This window comes from Streptomyces flaveus (assembly GCF_014647675.1).
Taxonomy (GTDB): Bacteria; Actinomycetota; Actinomycetes; order Streptomycetales; family Streptomycetaceae; genus Streptomyces; species Streptomyces flaveus.
In genome coordinates this window covers 246,818-264,279 of record NZ_BMPQ01000006.1, presented here as the reverse complement: position 1 = coordinate 264,279, position 17,462 = coordinate 246,818, and the positions used below count along the sequence as shown (strand labels likewise).

16 protein-coding genes are annotated in these 17,462 nt (G+C 68.5%); 10 read left to right on the top strand and 6 right to left on the bottom strand.

Annotated elements, in window-relative coordinates; all coding sequences use genetic code 11:
• The first annotated feature begins 92 nt into the window (after positions 1–92).
• The gene (locus IEZ21_RS15560; RefSeq protein ID WP_189322468.1) at positions 93–854 is read left to right on the top strand and encodes a metallophosphoesterase family protein; all 762 of its coding nucleotides are present in this window, start codon (positions 93–95) and stop codon (positions 852–854) included.
• 48 nt (positions 855–902) lie between these two features.
• Here IEZ21_RS15560 and IEZ21_RS15555 read toward each other — a convergent pair whose 3' ends face one another.
• On the bottom strand, positions 903–1,118 hold the full coding sequence (locus IEZ21_RS15555) for a DUF397 domain-containing protein (protein ID WP_189322467.1): 216 nt from the start codon (positions 1,116–1,118) through the stop codon (positions 903–905).
• An 11-nt stretch (positions 1,119–1,129) separates the two neighbouring features.
• Positions 1,130–1,984, bottom strand: a complete 855-nt coding sequence (locus IEZ21_RS15550) for a helix-turn-helix domain-containing protein (protein WP_189322466.1) — start codon at positions 1,982–1,984, stop codon at positions 1,130–1,132.
• Between the two features lie 241 nt (positions 1,985–2,225).
• Between IEZ21_RS15550 and IEZ21_RS15545 the strand changes: the two genes are divergently transcribed.
• The 7 genes from IEZ21_RS15545 to IEZ21_RS15515 all read left to right on the top strand — a co-directional run bounded on the left by IEZ21_RS15545 (position 2,226) and on the right by IEZ21_RS15515 (position 10,747).
• Positions 2,226–2,690 carry an ATP-binding protein gene (locus IEZ21_RS15545; RefSeq protein WP_189322465.1) on the top strand — a complete coding sequence of 155 codons (465 nt, stop codon included), beginning with the start codon at positions 2,226–2,228 and terminating at the stop codon, positions 2,688–2,690.
• 47 nt (positions 2,691–2,737) lie between these two features.
• Positions 2,738–3,088 carry a hypothetical protein gene (locus tag IEZ21_RS15540; RefSeq protein WP_246567765.1) on the top strand — a complete coding sequence of 117 codons (351 nt, stop codon included), beginning with the start codon at positions 2,738–2,740 and terminating at the stop codon, positions 3,086–3,088.
• A gap of 352 nt (positions 3,089–3,440) precedes the next feature.
• Positions 3,441–3,788 carry a hypothetical protein gene (locus IEZ21_RS15535; RefSeq protein ID WP_189322464.1) on the top strand — a complete coding sequence of 116 codons (348 nt, stop codon included), beginning with the start codon at positions 3,441–3,443 and terminating at the stop codon, positions 3,786–3,788.
• A gap of 241 nt (positions 3,789–4,029) precedes the next feature.
• Entirely contained in the window at positions 4,030–4,689 is a 660-nt protein-coding gene (locus IEZ21_RS15530; RefSeq protein WP_189322463.1) for an ABC transporter ATP-binding protein, read from the top strand.
• A complete protein-coding gene (locus IEZ21_RS15525; RefSeq protein ID WP_189322462.1) occupies positions 4,686–6,890 on the top strand; it encodes a hypothetical protein in 2,205 nt (734 codons plus the stop codon). The genes IEZ21_RS15530 and IEZ21_RS15525 overlap by 4 nt, the downstream gene beginning before the upstream one ends.
• 380 nt (positions 6,891–7,270) lie before the next feature.
• On the top strand, positions 7,271–8,884 hold the full coding sequence (locus tag IEZ21_RS15520; RefSeq protein ID WP_189322461.1) for a succinic semialdehyde dehydrogenase: 1,614 nt from the start codon (positions 7,271–7,273) through the stop codon (positions 8,882–8,884).
• A 60-nt stretch (positions 8,885–8,944) separates the two neighbouring features.
• The gene (locus tag IEZ21_RS15515) at positions 8,945–10,747 is read left to right on the top strand and encodes a GMC family oxidoreductase N-terminal domain-containing protein (RefSeq protein ID WP_189322460.1); all 1,803 of its coding nucleotides are present in this window, start codon (positions 8,945–8,947) and stop codon (positions 10,745–10,747) included.
• A 187-nt stretch (positions 10,748–10,934) separates the two neighbouring features.
• Here the strand turns inward: IEZ21_RS15515 and IEZ21_RS15510 are convergent, their stop codons facing one another.
• Entirely contained in the window at positions 10,935–12,017 is a 1,083-nt protein-coding gene (locus tag IEZ21_RS15510; RefSeq protein WP_189322459.1) for an LAETG motif-containing sortase-dependent surface protein, read from the bottom strand.
• A 273-nt stretch (positions 12,018–12,290) separates the two neighbouring features.
• Here IEZ21_RS15510 and IEZ21_RS15505 point away from each other — a divergent pair, with 273 nt between their 5' ends.
• Positions 12,291–13,430, top strand: a complete 1,140-nt coding sequence (locus tag IEZ21_RS15505) for a hypothetical protein (RefSeq protein ID WP_189322458.1) — start codon at positions 12,291–12,293, stop codon at positions 13,428–13,430.
• A 612-nt stretch (positions 13,431–14,042) separates the two neighbouring features.
• Here IEZ21_RS15505 and IEZ21_RS15500 read toward each other — a convergent pair.
• Positions 14,043–14,327 (bottom strand): chorismate mutase, encoded by a 285-nt coding sequence (locus IEZ21_RS15500; protein ID WP_033323263.1) that lies wholly within the window; start codon positions 14,325–14,327, stop codon positions 14,043–14,045.
• Positions 14,328–14,679: 352 nt separating this feature from the next.
• Here IEZ21_RS15500 and guaA point away from each other — a divergent pair, with 352 nt between their 5' ends.
• Positions 14,680–16,254 carry a glutamine-hydrolyzing GMP synthase gene (gene guaA / locus IEZ21_RS15495; RefSeq protein WP_189322457.1) on the top strand — a complete coding sequence of 525 codons (1,575 nt, stop codon included), beginning with the start codon at positions 14,680–14,682 and terminating at the stop codon, positions 16,252–16,254.
• A gap of 34 nt (positions 16,255–16,288) precedes the next feature.
• Here guaA and IEZ21_RS15490 read toward each other — a convergent pair whose 3' ends face one another.
• Complete coding sequence (locus IEZ21_RS15490; RefSeq protein WP_189322591.1) at positions 16,289–16,789, bottom strand: pyridoxamine 5'-phosphate oxidase family protein; 501 nt, start codon at positions 16,787–16,789, stop codon at positions 16,289–16,291.
• Positions 16,790–16,874: 85 nt separating this feature from the next.
• A complete protein-coding gene (locus IEZ21_RS15485) occupies positions 16,875–17,441 on the bottom strand; it encodes a hypothetical protein (RefSeq protein ID WP_033323267.1) in 567 nt (188 codons plus the stop codon).
• Between the last annotated feature and the right edge of the window lie 21 nt (positions 17,442–17,462).

Genomic DNA, 17,462 nt, shown 5'->3' with positions numbered 1-17,462 from the left:
GCGGGTCCGCGAAGCCGTCACGGCCCCGCCCTGAGCTACGCGCCAGGCGAAAGATCTCACCGCTCGGCTGTCTTCACCGCACAGTGGTGACCATGCTGAACCGAGTAGCCGTCCTGTCCGACATTCACGGAGTCCTGCCGGCTCTGGAGGCAGTACTCGCCGAACCAGACGTCAGCACCGCCGATCACATCGTGCTCACCGGCGACATCACCGCGGGCCCGCAACCGACCCAGGTTCTCGACCTGCTGACCAGCCTCGGCGACCGCGTCATCTGGATCAGCGGCAACGCCGACCGCGAACTCCTCGAATATCGCCGGGGGCAACGCGACACGATCCCCGATCCGATCGCCCCCTGGGCAGCCGCACAGCTCCGCGAGGATCATCTCGACCTTCTCGGCTCGTTGCCACAATCGCTCTCCTTGTCCGTGAGTGGCCTGGGAAAGGTGCTGTTCTGCCATGCCACCCCTCGTGACGACGAGGAGGTCGTACTGGTCGACTCCCGCTTGGACCGCTGGAGAGAAGTCTTCAACGGACTCGATACCGACATCCGCACCATGGTCTGCGGCCACACCCACATGCCGTTCGTCCGCCTCGCCCACGGCCGACTCGTGATCAACCCCGGCAGCATCGGCATGCCCTACGGACGAACCGGAGCACACTGGGCCCTCCTGGGCCCGGGCGTCGAACTCCGCATCACGAACTTCGACATCCAGGCCGCCGCCAACCAGCTCAGCCAGGACTCGTCCTACCCCGAAATCGCCGAGTGGGCCGACTACTTTCTGCACGCCCGCGCGACCGACGCCGAGGCGCTCGCAGCCTTCGCCCCACGGGACGGCCGCGACCACAGTCCGTGACACTCGCCTTCTTCCACGACAGCAGGCAGCCGAACACCGACTACACGGTCAACGGCGCTTACCAATCTCAACCCCCGACCCAAGGGGTGACGGGGTCCGCAGTGTGGCTATCAGTGCGCGGAGTTGGCGTGGGCCGGTGGTGAGGATGGTTTCTGGGGTGTCGCTTTCGCGGAGGAGGATCGTTCCGGCGGGGGTGGTGGTCACGTACACGCAGGCGGAGGCCTCCTGGCTGTACGTGGACTTCTGCCAGCGAGGTTCGGGCACGGCGGGCTCCTTCAGAGATCTCGGGTGAGGTGGGCGATGAAGTCGCGGGACTTGGCCTGGGGGAGTGCGGCTTGCTCCATGCGGTCCAGGACCAGGTGGTAGCGCTCCAATTGGGCCGGGGAGTCGATGAGTTCGGCGCCGTGGTCGGTGTCGAGTTGGACGGTGTCGAGCTGGTGGACCGGGCCGTGGAAGTAGTCGATGCCCTGGCCGGAGGTGTGGAACGGGCCGCTGTCGAATGGGATGACGGCGATGGTGACGTGGCCGAGTTCGCCCACCTCGTTGAGATGGTCGAGCTGAGCCCTGACCGTGCTGCGGTCCCCGAAGCGCATACGTAGAGCGGCTTCGTGAATGATCGCCGTGTACGGCGGGGGCTGTTCGCGGTGCAGGATCTCCTGGCGCTTGATGCGGTGCGACACGCGGTGCTCGACCTCGTGCGGCTTCAGCGGGGGCACGGTGTGGCTGAACAGGGCTCGGGCGTGATCCGTGGTCTGCAGCAGGCCGGGGATGTTGATGACGTGTGCCACGCGTAGGGCGGTGGCGTGGTGTTCAACCTCGGTGAGATCCAGCATGCGAGGCGAGAGGATGTCGCGGTACTCCTCCCACCAGCCGCGTCGACGCTCGCCGGTCATCGCTGCGAGGGCGTCGATCAGCGGCTCGTCGGTGCAGTCGTAGTGACGGGCAAGCGTGCGCACGCGCTCGCCGCTGACGCCGTAACGCCCTGCCTCGATGTTGCTCACGCGTGACTGTGTGGCGCCCAGTAGCTCCGCGGCCTGTGTGGCGGACAGGCCCGCGCGCTCGCGCAGCCTCCGCAGTTCGATGCCCAGTCGCCGACGCCGGGCGGTGAGGAGGGGGGTTGGCTGCGGCATCAGCTGCGACTTCCCGTTCGTACGTATGGCGCGTGGGTCACCCACACGAAGGTAATAGGGGCTACATTCCCCGTGATTCAGGGAATGTAGTCCATGGTCCGGTCTACGGTGAGTCCCGAGCCGCTCAACCGGCCCCACCGGTAAGCCGGAAGCGCACCGCGTTGCCCTCGCGCACGCGACAAGCCACCGCCCGGCCGGAGTCATCGAGCAATCCCAAGTTTCCCTACCGCAGGAGGCGTTCATGGTCACCGTATCCCCGCCGAAGTCCGAAGCGTCCGCATCTTGGGCGTACGCCCTGCAGTTGCCCCACAACCGACTCGCCCCGCGCATCGCCCGCGTTACTGTGCGGGCAGTCCTCTCCGGCCACGGAATGACGCAACTCGTCGACGCCGCCGAACTGTTGATCTCGGAACTCGTCACCAACGCCTACCGGTACTCCACCGGCCCCGCGACCCTCCGCCTGCGCGCTCTGGGCGGCAGCCGACTCCGGGTCAGCGTCTGGGACACCAACCCGCACATCCCGCCGCCGTTCGACCGGCCTCCAGGACCCCTGCGTCCCGTCCGGGCCGACTCCGACGGCGGACGCGGGCTGTTCCTCGTATGCCACTACGCGGACGTATGGGGCGGCTACCCCTTCGGACGGGGCGGGAAGCTGCTGTGGTGCGAGCTGGGGCCGCAGGCCGTCGAGAAGATCGACGCCGCATGATCTCCGTAGGCCTGCAGGCGCCCCCGCGGGAGCGGCATGCTGCTGTCGTGGCCGAGGATGGTGACGAACGCAGGCGGGTCCCGTCCCAGTGGGGCTATGGCGCCGAGCGAGTGCCGACGACGCTCGATGAACTCGCCGGGCCGAAGGGCGGGCAGGTCGAGTTGCCGCTCCACTTGGCATGGTCGGGGCTGCGGGTCTTCGACATCGGTGACGTGAAGTTGCTGCTGGGGATGTATCGGATCGTCCTCAACAATGGTTCCCGCGAGGACTTCATCCAGTACCTCGACGGGGAACTGCTCGTCCGGCACTGGCCCATCCTGCGCAAGATGCTCGGGCGCGGTGTGCGCAGGACATGGGAGGAAGCATTTCCCGAGCTCCGCACCTCCGTCGTCGCATGAGGCTGCCCGACCTCCATCGCCGACTGCTGAAGGACGCTTTGGGCGCGGGTGGAGATTACGACCTCGCCCTGGCCGGCGGTTACGCAGTCCAGGCACACGGCGGTCGTGTCCCGCGTCGTGGTGTAGGGGATCAAGCGTTACGCGTTCCGGTACGAGGCTCCTGACGATCTCCGCATACGCAGCAGTCCACGAGGCGCCCTGCTGAGGCGAGTTGAACACCCGACCGGACTGAGCCACTGTCCCCGACCTGCGGATTCCGGCGCCTTGATCGGCTACACCACTCGGCGGGACGCCATTCACACGCGGCCTTGTCAGTCATGGACGCACGAGGACGGTCCAGCCCGGGTTGTAGGTGTCCGGTACGGGAAAACTCGGCCAGTCGCGCGCCCAGTGCGGCGGTTTCTGTTCGCGAAGGACCAGCGCGCTGGGGCGTTCTGGGGCGGTCATTTCCGCGGAGGAGCAGCCCGCCAAGACCATCGAGGACCGCAAGCGAATCGCGGTCGTCAAGACCCACAACAACGACGCCCAGGTCAAGGGCCAGTACAAGCGGACGGGCGAAGGTGGCTCGGTCCGTACCAAGTGGAACAAGAACGACTATGCCAGCACCACGAAGAGCGGCTCCGGTGCGCGCATCTACTCGGTCAAGGCCTGCGAGTACAAGAACAACTGGCCGGATGACTGCAGCAGCTGGGAGTCGTGATAGCGCAGGTTGTCGCGCGGTTGGCCGCGCCGCCCGCAGCCCTCTCCGTAGGGCAGTGCCGCGTGTCGATCACGCATAGCCTTTCCGGATGAACCTGTCCGGTGTCCAGGGTGGAGGTGGCCGTCTGCGTGCCTCCACCCTGGCGCGCAGAATCGCACTTTGAGGATAAATGGCCGACTCTCAACCCTTTTTGGTCGAAGGATTCGCTGCGTCAGCGAATGTCTCTCCCTCTGAGGAGCTCATGCTCGAAGTGGAGGGGCTTCGCGTGGAAGTGCCGGGTAGATCGCTGCTCGACGATGCGAATTTGACGTTGCGCAGCGGAGAGTCCGTCGCGGTGACCGGTCCGAGCGGCAGCGGCAAGAGCACGCTGCTGATGTGCGTACTGGGACTCAACCGGCCGACGGCTGGGCAGGTGAGGGTGGCGGGCGCCGACGTCACCAGAATGCGGCCGCGCAAGCTTGCCAGGCATCGGCGTGCTCATATCGGCACGATTTTCCAGTTCGGCGAGTTGCTGCCGGAGTTGACTCCGGTGGAGAACGTCGCGGTGGCGGCGCTGTTGTCCGGTACCCGCCGGTCCGCGGCGTTCGAGCAGGCGGCGTCGCTGCTCGCGCGGCTCGGGGTTTCCGCCGACGCGGTCGCCACCTCCCAGCTGTCCGGGGGTGAACGCCAACGGACCGCCGTAGCACGGGCGTTGATCAACAAGCCGTCACTGCTGATCGCCGACGAGCCCACCGGCGCTCTGGACGAGCGAAACCGGGAATCCGTCTCGGATCTGCTCTTCGGTCTCCCGAAGGAGACCGGCTGCGGACTGTTGGTCGTCACGCATGATGCCGCGGTAGCCGCACGCGCCGACAGGATCGTGCGCCTTTCCGACGGGCGGCTTACCGAGGCGGTGGCATGAGCGCGATGACGCAGATGCTGCGGATCGGTCGGGGAGCGGCCGCAGTAGCAGAGGCGGGCAGGATCCGAACCTGGCTGCTGGCCGTCGCCGCCTTTCTGCTCGCCGCGGGCCTCGGTGTCCTCGTGCTCGCGCAGAGTTCGTTCGACGGTCGCGCGCAGCGCAGCCAAGAGCGTGCCATCGACTGGGTGCCGGGGGCCCGCGACGCGAAGCTGATAGCCCAGCCTGTGACGGACATGGTCGGAACAACCACCTTCCAGGTGGTGTGGCTGGTGCCTCTGCGGGCCGACGCGCCGCTGCCACCGGGCCTCGACCGCTGGCCGAAGCCGGGGGAAGCCGTTCTCTCGCCCGCCCTCGCGGAAGCCGGTGCCGGCACCACGGAGCGCATCGACAACCGGTATGGGAAGTCCGTCGGCCTCATCGGTGTAGAAGGTCTGCAGGCCCCGGCAGAGCTGCTCGCGTACGCCCGCCCCGCCGGAGGTGCGGACGACCTCGACGCCGAGTCGTTCAAGGCGGTGGGTTTCGGTGGGGCCAACGCGTCTCCTTTCGGCGAGGACGCCAATCTGCCGCCTCCCGAGCAGTTCTACGGCGCCCTGGCAGGTCTGGTGTTCCTGCCCGTAGCCCTCCTGATCACCGTGGCGGCACGTGTCGGTGCGGTTGCGCGGGACCGGCGGTCGCGACTGCTCGCCGTGCTGGGGGCCGGTACGCGTGCGCGCGCATGTTTCACCGTCGGTGAAGCTGCCGCACCGGTGCTCGTCGGCACCCTCTTGGCCGCGCTCGCCCTCACCCCCGCACTGCTGACCGACTTGCCGCTCCCCATCGTCGACTTCCGGCTCTACCGCCCGGACGCGACTGCCGCCGTACCGGGGTTGATCGGCGCTCTGCTGTCCGCTCCGGCCGCCCTGCTCGCGACGGCGGTGCTGCTGCAGCCGAGAGCCGACGGTATACAGCGAAGCGGGGCTCGGCCGACCGTACGGCGCGGCAGGCTGTACCGGCTCGGCGGGATCGCTTTCGCGCCCGTCCTCCTGGTAACAGTGCGCGGCACTGAGCTCATGGCTGACGACATGAAGCTGCCGTTCTACGTCCTCGGCACTGTCCTGGTCTTCGCGACGCTCCCGGCCGCGGTAGGCATGCTCTGTGTGGGACTCGGAGGGCAACTGGCCAGGCTGGGACGCCGTATCGGATCGAGCGGGAGCCTTATCGCGGGCCGCCGCCTGGCCACCCATCCGCAGGCCACGGTCCGCCTTGTGGCCTCACTGACGCTGGCCATCGGACTGGCGGCTCAGGCCCAGTTGTGGGGTGGGGTGTTCGGCGAGAACGCCGCCCGTGCCCTCACCACCCTCGACAGGATCGGCAGCAGCGTGCTCACCGTGGACTATCCACACTCCACCAAGCGGTTGGCCGCCTTCGAGCAGTCGCTTCCCGACGGAGTGAAGAGTGCGGTGCTGCGCGTGGCGACCGATGACGACACCATGGAGAGCAATGCCCGGCTGATCGGCTCGTGTGAGGTGCTCGAGGCGCTGAACACACCCTGCAAGTCCACTCCGGTTCCCATCCCGGGCGGGGGATCCGATGCGCGGCTGCAGGAGCTGGTGTCATGGAGCACGTACGACACCGAGTCGGTCTACGCGGAACAGGGCACGACGGCGGGCTGGCGGACGACTGATGACACCTCCGTGACGTTGGTGCTCGTCAACGCCGCGGGACAGCACCAGGATCTGCCGATCGGGCAGCTGAAGCAGTTGGCGTACCAGCATCTTGGCGCGACGGCGAACGTCACGTCGGTCGGCAGCCTCTATCTCGGTGCCGTGGGTGGTCTGGAGACAGCCACACGCTGGATCCGGCTGCTGGCGGCTACCGGCATGTTTGTAGTCGTCCTGGCAGCAGGGCTGGGAGCGATGGGGGAGTTCGTTCGGCACGGGCGTGAGCTTGCCCCCCTCGGCGTGCTGACCGGGCGGCGGACGGTGTACAGGACCACAGCCCTGTGGTCACTCCTGCTGCCCTCCATGCTGGCGGTGGGGATCGGCGCCCTCACCTCGATCTGGCTTGCCGCACCCATCCAGATCGACCGGCCCACGGTGATATCCGTGGCCTCTCTCGCACCGACAACCCTGGCCGCGCTGTGCGGCGGGATCGTGCTCACCGCCTGGGGAGCCTGGGCATCGATCCGGTCGGCCCGGGACTGGCGGCCCACAGCGGACTGACCGGCGGCTGGTGTGTTCGCCCGGGGCCAAGCCCCGGGCGAGTGCCTGTCGAGGAGATTCAGAGTCGTCTGCCGGAAGCGCTCAAGCATTGCACCGTGCACGGTCCGGACTGCCGGAACGGCTGGCGCCGCCGGCGGATCTGCGCCGCCGGCGCGGTAAGTGTCTCAGCCTGGGCGAGTTCTTTGCGCCGTTGCTCAGCCTGGCCGGAGCGCAGGGGAACGACCGTGGAAGGCGCTGGTGAACGCGGAAGAGTTGTGATGGCGGGCTAACGCCCTGATCAGGGCGTTTCCCGCCAGCGCCCACTGGCGCGATGTGCGCACCCCGTGAAGTCGGTTACCACCGGGTACCAAAAGTTCTCGCCCAGGAATACGCTGCCCCGCATGACGGACTCGCAGGCCCCGGCAAAGACCGGCACGAACCCCCTCGCCCCCGCCCCCGAGGGCGCCCGTACGGCCGCCGACGTGGTCACGCCGGAGCTGGTCGCTCAGCTCACCAAGGGCGTGGCCGGGTCGGGGCGTACCGCCAACCACTCGCCGTTCACCGGTGAGAAGCTGGCCGATCTGCCCGAGTCCAGCCCCGAGGACGTACGGAAGGCCTTCGAGCAGGCCCGTGCGGCCCAGTCCGTCTGGGCGCAGGTGCCCGTACGGCAGCGTGCCGCCGTGCTCCTGCGCTTCCACGACCTGGTGCTGGAGCGTCAGGCCGAAGTCCTCGACCTCGTACAGCTGGAGACCGGCAAGGCCCGGCTCCACGCGCACGAAGAGGTGCAGGCGGTGGCGGTGGCCGCCCGGCACTACGGCCGCAAGGCTTCCTCGTACCTCGGGCCCAAGCGGCACACCGGCGCCGTGCCGACCCTCACCAAGGTCACCGAACTGCGCCAGCCGCGCGGCGTCGTCGGGCAGATAGCGCCCTGGAACTACCCCCTGGAGCTGTCGGTCGGCGACGCGTTGCCCGCCCTCGTCGCAGGCAACGCGGTCGTGATGAAGCCCGACACGGAGACCTGTCTGACGGCGCTGTGGGCCCGTGACCTGCTGATCGAGGCGGGGCTGCCGATCGAGGTGTTCCAGGTCGTCATCGGCGACGGCCCGGTCATCGGCCCGGAGATCGTCCGGCACGCCGACTACGTCTCCTTCACCGGCTCGACCCTCACGGGCCGCGAGGTCGCCAAGGGCGCCGCGGCCCGGCTGATCGGCGCCTCTCTCGAACTCGGCGGCAAGAACGCCATGCTGGTCCTCGAGGACGCCGACATCGAAAAGGCGGCGGCCGGCGCGGTGCGCGCCTGCTTCTCCTCTGCGGGCCAACTGTGCGTCTCCATCGAGCGGTTGTACGTTCACGAGTCGGTCGCCGATGTCTTCGTGGAGCGGTTCGCGGCGCGCACCAAGGCGATGCGGCTCGGTACGTCCCTGGCGTACGGCGCCGAGATGGGCTCGCTCGCCGGTGAACGCCAGCTGCAGGCCGTCACCAGGCACGTCGACGAGGCCGTCGCCAAGGGCGCCAAACTGGTCGCGGGCGGTGTGGCCCGTCCGGACATCGGCCCGTACTTCTTCGAGCCCACCATCCTCGACGGCGTCGAGGCACCGATGGCCGTCTGCAACGAGGAGACCTTCGGCCCGGTCGTCTCCGTCTACCGCTTCAAGGACGAGGACGAGGCGATCGAGCAGGCCAACTCCACGCCGTACGGCCTGAATGCGGCGGTCTGGACGAAGGACGGCCGCCGCGGCGCCAGGATCGCCGCCCGGCTGCGTACCGGGACGGTCAACATCAACGAGGGCTACGCGGCCGCGTACGGCAGCCTCCAGTCGCCGATGGGCGGCATGAAGGAATCCGGTCTCGGCCGCCGCCACGGCTCCGAGGGCATCCTCAAGTACACCGAGGCGCAGACGATCGCCCACCAGCGGCTGCTGCCGCTGGCGCCGTCGTTCGGGATGGACGACGAGAAGTACGCGCAGTTCATGAGCCGGAGCCTGCGGGTGATGAAGGCGCTGCGCTTCCGCTAGGAGTCACCGGTTCTCAATGGTTCTCGAATGGTTCTCGAAGGTTCTCAATGAGGAGAGCACGTGTCACAGGAGAACTCTGTCCAAGAGCGGGACGACGAGGCGTACGACTATGACGTCATCGTCGTCGGTTCCGGCTTCGGAGGCTCGGTCACGGCCCTGCGCCTGACCGAGAAGGGCTACCGCGTCGGGGTGCTGGAGGCGGGCCGCCGCTTCACGCCCGGCACGTTGCCCAAGAACTCCTGGGACCTCAGGAACTACCTCTGGGCGCCGAAACTCGGCATGTACGGCATCCAGCGCATCCATCTCCTGGGCAACGTCATGGTGCTGGCGGGCGCGGGCGTCGGCGGCGGTTCGCTGAACTACGCCAACACCCTCTACGTACCGCCGAAGCCCTTCTTCGAGGACCCGCAGTGGAAGGACATCACCGACTGGCAGGAGGAGCTGAAGCCGTACTACGACCAGGCGCGGCGGATGCTCGGCGTACGGCTCAACCCGACGATGACGCCGTCCGACGTCCACCTCAAGGCGGCGGCCGAGCGGATGGGCGTGGGCGACACCTTCCACCTGGCGCCGGTCGGCGTCTTCTTCGGTGACGGCGAGGACGCCGACGGGAGGGCGAAGGCCGGGCCCGGACAGCAGGTCGACGACCCGTATTTCGGTGGCGTGGGCCCCGCTCGCAAGGCGTGCACCGAGTGCGGGGAGTGCATGACCGGCTGTCGGCACGGCGCGAAGAACTCCCTCGTCGAGAACTACCTGTACCTCGCCGAGAAGGCGGGTGCGGTCGTCCACCCGATGACGACGGTCGTGTCCGTCACCGACGACTCGCAGGGCGGGTACGCCGTCGCCACCCTCCCGACCGACCAGAAACGCAAGGGCGAGGGACGGGTCTTCAGGGCCCGCCGGGTCGTCCTCGCGGCCGGTACGTACGGCACGCAGACCCTGCTGCACCGGATGAAGGCGGGCGGCCAACTCCCGTACCTCTCCGGCAGACTGGGCGATCTGACCCGTACCAACTCCGAGGCCCTGGTCGGCGCGCAGACCGACAACCGGCGCTACCGCAAGGTCACCGGCGAGGCGAAGGCCGACTTCACCCGCGGGGTCGCGATCACCTCCTCGATCCACCCCGACCCGAACACCCACATCGAGCCGGTCCGTTACGGCAAGGGCTCGAACTCGATGGGCGGCCTGTCCATCATCCAAGTCCCGTACGCGGAAGGGTCGTCGAGGGTCCTCGGCTTTCTGTCCCACGCGGCCCGGCACCCGCTGCTCGTGCTCCGCTCGCTGTCCAACCGCCGCTGGTCGGAGCGGACGATCATCGGGCTCGTCATGCAGTCCCTCGACAACTCCCTGACGACGTATCTGAAGCCGAAGGGTGCGGGGAAGGGCCTGTTGACCGCTCGTCAGGGGCACGGGGCCCCCAACCCCAAGCAGATCAGGGCGGCTTCGGAGGCGGCCTCGGCGATCGCCGAGGAGATCAACGGCTTCGCGGGCAGCAATGTGGGCGAGCTGATCGGTACGCCGCTGACGGCCCACTTCCTGGGCGGCTGCCCGATCGGCGCGTCCGCCGACGAGGGCGTCATCGACCCGTACCACCGGCTGTACGGGCACCCGGGCATCTCGGTCGTCGACGGCGCCGCGGTCTCCGCGAACCTCGGCGTCAACCCGTCGCTGACCATCACCGCCCAGGCCGAGCGCGCGATGTCGTACTGGCCCAACAAGGGCGAGGCGGATCCGCGTCCGGCGCCGGGAGCCGCGTACGAACGCCTGAAGCCGGTCGAACCCCGCTCGCCCGTCGTCCCGGCGGACGCCTTCGGCGCGCTGCGGCTGCCGTTCCTGGGGATGCCGGCGGTGCCGCCGAAGTAGGCCGGCGGCCTGCGGGAAAGACGAAGGACCTGCACCCCCCTCCGAGCGCAGGTCCTTCGTCTCTTGCGTGCAGTGCGTCGCGCCCCTTCAGGGGCGCGACGCACTGACATTTGCGGCTCCGCCGCGATGGGGGAGCGACCAGCCCCCACCGGCCAGCAGGTTCATCACCCTGCTTCCAGCGGAGCGCTTACGCGTCGGCACCGGTCTTGCGGCGGCGCACGACGAACACCGCACCCGCACCGGCGACGAGGGCGACACCGCCGGCGAGGCCGATCATCGGCAGGGCGGAGCTGGAGCCGGTCTCGGCGAGGTTGCCGGTCGGCAGCTCGGCGACGGCGCCCTGCGGCTTCTTCACGGAGTCCTTGGGCTTCTTGTCGCTCGGCGTGGCCGTGCCCGGGTTCTCGTTGCTGCTGCCCGACTTCAGGACCTCGAAGTCGTACTGGGCCCAGCCCTCGGCGATGCAGTCCTGGTCCTCGATGTTGTCGAGGTAGGCGCCCGAGCCGAAGGAGTAGGCGTCACCGGCCGGGGCCTTGGCATCGATGCTGACGCGCAGGTCGACCTTCTCGCTGGCCTTCGGCTTCAGGGACTCGACGAAGAAGAAGTAGTCACCGGCGTAGCCGGACTCGTCCCGGATGGTTTCCCACTTGCCCGACTCGGGGTTCTTGAACTGGAGGTTGACGTACGGGCTCAGCCACTTGGACTCGTCGATCTCGAAGTTCTCGACCTCGGCGTAGAAGGCGACGCCGTTGATCTCGGCCTTCGAGTCGTTGGTGACGACCAGCTCGAAGCCGTGGAAGCCGCTGCCCGCGACGATCTTGCCGGGCAGGCCCTTGAGGTCCGCGGAGACCTTGGCGTCGGCGAAGTTCTCGTCGATTTCCTCGCAGAACGGGACCTCCTCGTCGACCGGCGGCTCGTTCGGGTCGGGCTCCTCGGTGGGCTCCGCGGGGTCGGTCTCGTCGTCGGTCGGCTCGTCCGTGGGGATGTCGTCGGCGGGCGGATCCGTCGGCTCGGTGGTCGAGTCCGTCGGCTCCTCGGTGGGCTTCGCGGGGTCGGTCTCGTCGTCGGTCGGCTCGTCCGTGGGGATGTCGTCGGCGGGCGGATCCGTCGGCTCGGTGGTCGAGTCCGTCGGCTCGCTCGTCGGCGTCGTCGGCTCCGTGGTGGTCGTCGTGCTCGGATCGCCTGTGGCGAACGCGGCGGGCGCAGACAGCAGCGTGAGCGGGGCTATGACAGCCGTCGCGGCCGCAACGGCCAGGGCACGGCGAAGCTTCATCAAGACCTCGGTGAGTCCGGTACCGCAGCATCGCGGTACGAGATGTGGGTGGACGCCTCACGCGTACGGGACGCGATGTGGCTGTTGGTTCCGCAAGTGAGACCTGGGAATCCTGTGAATGGTTGTGCTTGATTTCACAGGATTCTTATGTGGGCTGAGTCACACACGTGAACTCCGTACTCGACTTGTGAACTCCCTTGACCACGGCTTAGAACGGATCCTCGTCTGCCCATCGGGGGTGGGCAGTTGAGCAGGGGGAGAGGCGCGAGCGCCGTGGCCGAAAAGCCGTCCGGGGAACCCAGGGGCTCCGAGGACCCCAAGGACTTCGCAGACGACGTGTGGGAGAAGTTCGTACGGGACAGTGAGCTGGGCATCGGCACCTCCGACGCACCCAAGGAGCCCTCCGCGCGGGCCCGCATGGTGACGGAGCGGCTGCGTCAGCAGGACGCGCGGGGTGAGACGCCGCCGGGCTGGCGCACCGGTCCCGACCTGCAGGGGATGGGCGGGCGGCCCGCCCGCCGCCGCAAGCTCTGGGCGATCATCGGTGTACCGGTGGTGCTCGCCCTCGCCCTGGTCGCGATGAAGCCGTCCCTGCTGCCCGGCGACCCGTTCGGTACGGGCGCGGAGTCCGCGGCCCCGCTGCCCGAGGAGACCGCGCCCCCGTCCACGGCCCCCTCGGCCGCACCCGGAACGCCCACACTGGACCAGCCGTTCGCCGGATCTCCGGCCGCCCGGTACGCCGATGGGGCCGCCGGAATCGTGCTGCCGGAGGCGAAGCCGGTCGGCTCGTTCGGCAAGGGCGAGGTGGACCGGGCCCTGAAGCAGACCAAGGCCCTGCTCGTCGACGCGAACCTCGACCGGAAGACCCTGCTCGGCGGCACCCCGGAGACCGTGCTCGGCATCCTCGACCCCAAGCAGCCCCGGATGCTCTCCGACGTGAGGTCCGGGCTGCGCAAGCCGGACAAGGAGAACGATCCGCTGGTGCTGTTCAGCCGGTTCGACAAGGATGAGGCGCGGCTCGTCGGCGATGTGGTCAAGACCCATGGTCGTATGACCTTCGAACCGGGCGAGAACGGGTCCGTCGTCGTTCACGCCGACTACACCTTCGTCTACGCGGTGGCGCCGGCCGACTCGGACTCCACGGAGGTGGCCCGCGTCATCATGCGCCGCATCATTGAGACGGAGCTCGCCGATCCGGCGCGCGTCCAGGTCACCCCGGGCAAACTGCTGGTCGCCCGCTCTGAGCGGGATCTCGCCAACGTCGCCTGCGACGTCCACGACGGCTACATTCACCCGGATTTCGACTCGGGCATCAACCAGGGGCCTGCGCCGACAGGGCCCATGATCGACCCGTACGACCGCAGCCGCGACATCCAGGACTCCGACACGTGCGGCACCGTCTCGCGGACCTGAGGGGTCATGTCGCAAGGCAGGCGAAGGGCCCCGCGGCGGGGGGATCCGCGGGGCCCTTCCCGGTCAGCACCGACGTCAGGGCAGCGCCGGTGCCTGCGGAGCGGCGCCGGGGGGAGCGCCACTGGCTCGGTGGTGGTTCTGGTGTCCGCCGGTCTGCGCCCCGGAGCGCTTGGGGAGCGTCAGTGGTGTAGGCCTTTGGCAGTCGGCGGAGGCAATGTGGTTGTCTGCGCTGGGACTCGGGTGGGCTGTTCGATTTGGGACTGCTCTACGCATCGTGCTCGATGGGCGAAGGCCTTCGCAACCATTTCGACCGCTCTCGCATAGATTCGGCGGGTCGGCTCCGGGCGTCCCCGGAGCCGGCCTTCTCTTGCTGTGACCAGGCTGCTGTCCCCTGCCGTCCGGTCACATCCACTGGAGCGAAGTGCCACAACGCACGTCCGTACGTCTCATCGCTCCAGCGGAGCCCCACGCGTGGTTTCTTCGGGCCCGCCCCTGGCTGGCACGGACACCGACACCAACGAAGCGCGTCGCGACGCGGTCACGCGTCTTGCGGGAACGGGCCATGGGTACGTGCGTACGCGGAACTCAGATGCGGGAACCCAGAAGCGGGGCTCAGATGCGACCCCGGCACAGCTCCAGCAACGTCATCGCCAGCGACGTACCGGGCTTGCCCAGCGCCTCCCTGTAATGGCCGAGGACCTCCATCTCCCGCGACAGGTTCACCCGTCGGCCGCCGGACGCGATCCGCTCCTCCTGGATCACGGCGGACACGGCCATGCGTTCCTGCACGAGACCGATGATCCGGTCGTCGATCGCGTCGATACGCTCGCGCGCACCGGTGATCACGTCGGCCGCCTCGTCGGTACGGGCGCCGGTCTTGTCGAGTACGTCAGTCATGTCGGGTTCCTCTGCTTCGAGTCTTCGAGTCGTCGAGCGAGGCCCTGGAGCGGCAAGGTCCGGAAACGTCAGGCGCCCCGGACCTTGTCGGCCCGGGGCGCCTGGTAAGTCGCTTGTCACTAGCTCAAGCAGCACGACCATGGCAGCCGGTGGGCCGGATGCCATAGGTAAAGACGAAGGTCTGGTGCGTGAGCATGGGGCAAGTATAAGCAGCCCGTCCGGCGCTTGAGGACGAGGCCGTCCAGGCCGATACGGGGGCCTGGGGGCGGAGCCCCCAGTGACGGCGCCACCACCACCGGGCTCCCGGCTAAACTCGGGCACACAGCCCTGCTCAACCGCCGGAAGGCAACCCGTGCCAGAAGCGAACCCCACCGCCCCCGACACCGTCCTGGTCGTCGACTTCGGTGCGCAGTACGCCCAGCTCATCGCCCGACGGGTCCGCGAGGCCCGGGTCTACAGCGAGATCGTGCCGAGCACCATGCCGGTCCAGGACATGCTCGCCAAGAGCCCGGCGGCGATCATCCTCTCCGGCGGCCCCTCGTCGGTGTACGCGGAGGGCGCTCCCCGCCTGGACCGCGAGCTCTTCGAAGCCGGCGTCCCCGTCTTCGGCATGTGCTACGGCTTCCAGCTGATGGCGACGACCCTCGGCGGCACGGTCGACAACACGGGCGCCCGCGAGTACGGCCGTACGCCTCTGCACGTCTCCAAGTCGGGCTCCACCCTCTTCGAGGGCACCCCCGACGAGCAGTCGGTGTGGATGTCCCACGGTGACGCGTGCAGCGCCGCACCCGAGGGCTTCGCCGTCACCGCCTCCACGGACGTCGTCCCGGTCGCCGCCTTCGAGAACGACGAGAAGAAGCTGTACGGCGTCCAGTACCACCCGGAGGTCATGCACACCACGCACGGCCAGCAGGTGCTCGAGCACTTCCTGTACCGGGGCGCGGGACTCACCCCCTCCTGGACGACGGGCAATGTCATCGAGGAGCAGGTCGCGGCCATCCGAGAGCAGGTCGGCACGAAGCGCGCGATCTGCGGGCTCTCCGGCGGCGTGGACTCCGCCGTCGCCGCCGCCCTCGTGCAGAAGGCCATCGGATCGCAGCTGACCTGCGTGTACGTCGACCACGGCCTGATGCGCAAGGGCGAGACCGAGCAGGTCGAGAAGGACTTCGTCGCGGCCACCGGTGTGCAGCTGAAGGTAGTCGACGCCGAGGAGCGCTTCCTCAAGGCGCTCGCCGGGGTCAGCGACCCCGAGGAGAAGCGGAAGATCATCGGACGCGAGTTCATCCGGGTCTTCGAGCAGGCGCAGGCCGAGATCATCGCGGACGCGGGCCCCGAGGTCGCCTTCCTCGTGCAGGGCACCCTCTACCCGGACGTGGTCGAGTCCGGCGGCGGCACCGGCACGGCCAACATCAAGTCCCACCACAACGTGGGCGGGCTGCCGGAAGACCTCGAGTTCCAGCTGATCGAGCCGTTGCGCAAGCTCTTCAAGGACGAGGTCCGGATGGTCGGCCAGGAGCTGGGCCTGCCGGACGAGATCGTCCAGCGCCAGCCGTTCCCGGGCCCCGGCCTCGGCATCCGTATCGTCGGCGAGGTGACGAAGGAGCGTCTGGACCTCCTGCGTGAGGCCGACGCCATCGCTCGCGAGGAGCTGACCGCGGTCGGCCTCGACCGCGACATCTGGCAGTGCCCGGTCGTGCTGCTCGCGGACGTACGCAGCGTCGGCGTCCAGGGCGACGGCCGGACGTACGGCCATCCGATCGTGCTTCGCCCGGTGTCGAGCGAGGACGCCATGACGGCCGACTGGTCGCGACTGCCGTACGACGTCCTCGCGAAGATCTCGACCCGGATCACGAACGAGGTCGCGGACGTCAACCGCGTCGTCCTCGACGTGACGAGCAAGCCGCCGGGCACGATCGAGTGGGAGTGACGCTCCGGAGTCTGTGGCTCACTCGGTCTGTGGCTCACTCGCGCTTGACGGAGCGCACGGGTTGGCCGGGTTTCCAGATCTGCACGACCAGGTACGCGTTGTTCTCGACGTAGGTGCGTACGACCTCCGTCAGCTCGGTGCGGAAGAGGTGGAACGACTCCGGCGACTCCGGCTGTTCCACCTCTTCCGTCTTTCCCGTCTTTCCTGTGTACAGCGCCACCGTCTCGGGCTCGGTGACCTCGACGGCCCGTCCCGAGATCCGTACGTCGCCGCCCGCCATCTCCGTCCCGGACCCCGGGTTCGCCTGGAGCGCGAAGCGCGGATCGCGGCGCAGGTCCAGCGCCTTCAGCGAGTTCGGCATCATGCCGAGCCACAACTCACCGTTCCGGAAACGGACTTCGAGTCCGGAGGTGCGGGGTGACCCGTCTTTGCGGAGAGTCGCGAGGATGTGGTGCGCGAAGGCGCCGAAGCGTTCCTCGGCCGTCTTGGCGAGGTCGGGTTCGGCGGTCGTGAAGGCAGCCCAGTTCGACGTCATACGAGTCATACGACGAGTCTCGCGCCGATACCCGACATCTTCTGTCGTCTTTGAAGAGCGGTCGAGGCGATGCGCCTCGGAGGGCTCAGAGCAGCCCGTGTGCCCGCAGCCGCCGCGCCAGCCGGTCCTTGCGTACGTCCTCCCTGAGCAGGAGGACCGTGAACACCATGCCCATCGCGGCGCTCGCGCAGAGCGACGCCCTCCATCCCACGGGGATCAGCAGCAGTGCCATCAGTACCGCGCTGGCGCTCATGAAGACGGCCTTGCGGCGCCAGTCCGGGTCGTCGTCCAGGGAGTCGTACTCGATCCGGGCCTTGAGGAGCTCGACCGCGGGCGCCGCGTCCGGCAGGGGTTTGAGGGTGCCGGGACGCATGCCCGGCGTGCCGCCTGCCGCCAGGCGGCTGAGTGTCGCCGTGCTCCGCTGGCGCGCCTCGGGACGGGTGTCGCGGATCAGGCGGACCTGGAGCGTCTGGCCGTTCCTGCTGCTCTCCCCGTACCGGAATCCGTACTGGACGGCGATGTAGGTGAGCGCGGCGAGTCTGCCCGGTGAGCCGGCGGTGTCGTTCAGCACGACGACGTCACGGGTCGCGATCTGGTGGAGCATCTCGGCGACGCGGCACTCGGTTCTGTTCATGCCCTCGGTTCTGTTCATGCCTCCCCTCATCCCTCCGCC

Bases quoted from the DNA above. Each gene is read 5' to 3' on its own strand.
- IEZ21_RS15560 (WP_189322468.1), top strand. From the start codon at position 93: ATGCTGAACCGAGTAGCCGTCCTGTCCGACATTCACGGAGTCCTGCCG.
- IEZ21_RS15550 (WP_189322466.1), bottom strand. From the start codon at position 1,984: ATGCCGCAGCCAACCCCCCTCCTCACCGCCCGGCGTCGGCGACTGGGC.
- IEZ21_RS15545 (WP_189322465.1), top strand. From the start codon at position 2,226: ATGGTCACCGTATCCCCGCCGAAGTCCGAAGCGTCCGCATCTTGGGCG.
- IEZ21_RS15530 (WP_189322463.1), top strand. From the start codon at position 4,030: ATGCTCGAAGTGGAGGGGCTTCGCGTGGAAGTGCCGGGTAGATCGCTG.
- IEZ21_RS15525 (WP_189322462.1), top strand. From the start codon at position 4,686: ATGAGCGCGATGACGCAGATGCTGCGGATCGGTCGGGGAGCGGCCGCA.
- IEZ21_RS15520 (WP_189322461.1), top strand. From the start codon at position 7,271: ATGACGGACTCGCAGGCCCCGGCAAAGACCGGCACGAACCCCCTCGCC.
- IEZ21_RS15510 (WP_189322459.1), bottom strand. From the start codon at position 12,017: ATGAAGCTTCGCCGTGCCCTGGCCGTTGCGGCCGCGACGGCTGTCATA.
- IEZ21_RS15500 (WP_033323263.1), bottom strand. From the start codon at position 14,327: ATGACTGACGTACTCGACAAGACCGGCGCCCGTACCGACGAGGCGGCC.
- IEZ21_RS15490 (WP_189322591.1), bottom strand. From the start codon at position 16,789: ATGACGTCGAACTGGGCTGCCTTCACGACCGCCGAACCCGACCTCGCC.
- IEZ21_RS15485 (WP_033323267.1), bottom strand. From the start codon at position 17,441: ATGAACAGAACCGAGGGCATGAACAGAACCGAGTGCCGCGTCGCCGAG.